The following is an 841-nucleotide window of genomic DNA, read 5'->3' as shown; positions in this document are numbered from 1 at the left end:
CTAACTATACACAAACACGATAACCGTTAAAATAAAAAAATGAGAATCAAAGCATCTTTAATAATACTATTTAGTGTATTCCTTATAAATTGTTCTAAAGACGATGGACCAAAATTAAGTTCAGAAAATAAAATTATTGCATTTAAAATTACTGGAAATGGAGAAGATTTCAATGGAGATATTAATCAATCTACCAAAACTATAACCGTGACAACAAGTGATTTAAATTTGTCTAATTCAATTACTCCAATCATTGAGATATCAAACAATGCTTCAATCACACCTTCTGCTTCGACTTCTCAAAACTTCAGTCAAAATGTATTGTATACTGTTACTGCAGAAAATGGTGATGAGGCCATTTACACTGTCATTGTTAATAGCTCTGATAACAAAATAACTTCTTTTAATATAACACCCAACGAAACAACCTTCTCTGGAGTAATTAACGAGTCTAATAATACCATTACAATCGAAACAATAGGGTTGGAATTAAATAGTACACTAATTCCTGAAATTGAATTTTCTCAAAATGCAACAATTTCACCCAACCAGTTATCTGAGCAAGATTTCAGTCAGAATATTGAATATACAGTAACAGCTCAAAATGGAGAACAAGCAACTTATACAGTCATTACTAATAACATTGCTTTATCAAATGAAAAAAAGATTTTAAGCTTTCAGTTTAATATAGATAATGAAATATTTGATGGAATAATCGACCATTCTACGCTAACCATTACTATTGATACTTACAAGGACCCAACAAATATTTCCCCAACCATCTCTATATCAGACAACGCAACAATTTCGCCTGATAGCAGCGGACAACAAAATTTCATGA

1 protein-coding gene is annotated in these 841 nt (G+C 30.6%); it reads left to right on the top strand.

What is annotated here, in order from left to right; genetic code table 11:
- Positions 1-39: 39 nt before the first annotated feature.
- A partial coding sequence (locus TD29_RS16995; protein WP_040282592.1) for a DUF5018 domain-containing protein occupies positions 40-841 on the top strand: 802 nt, incomplete at its 3' end.

The sequence above is a fragment of the Psychroserpens damuponensis genome, assembly GCF_000826655.1.
In the GTDB taxonomy this organism is placed as follows: domain Bacteria; phylum Bacteroidota; class Bacteroidia; order Flavobacteriales; family Flavobacteriaceae; genus Psychroserpens; species Psychroserpens damuponensis.
Note: the sequence above shows the minus strand (reverse complement) of the source record. Positions and strands in the feature narration are given on the sequence as shown.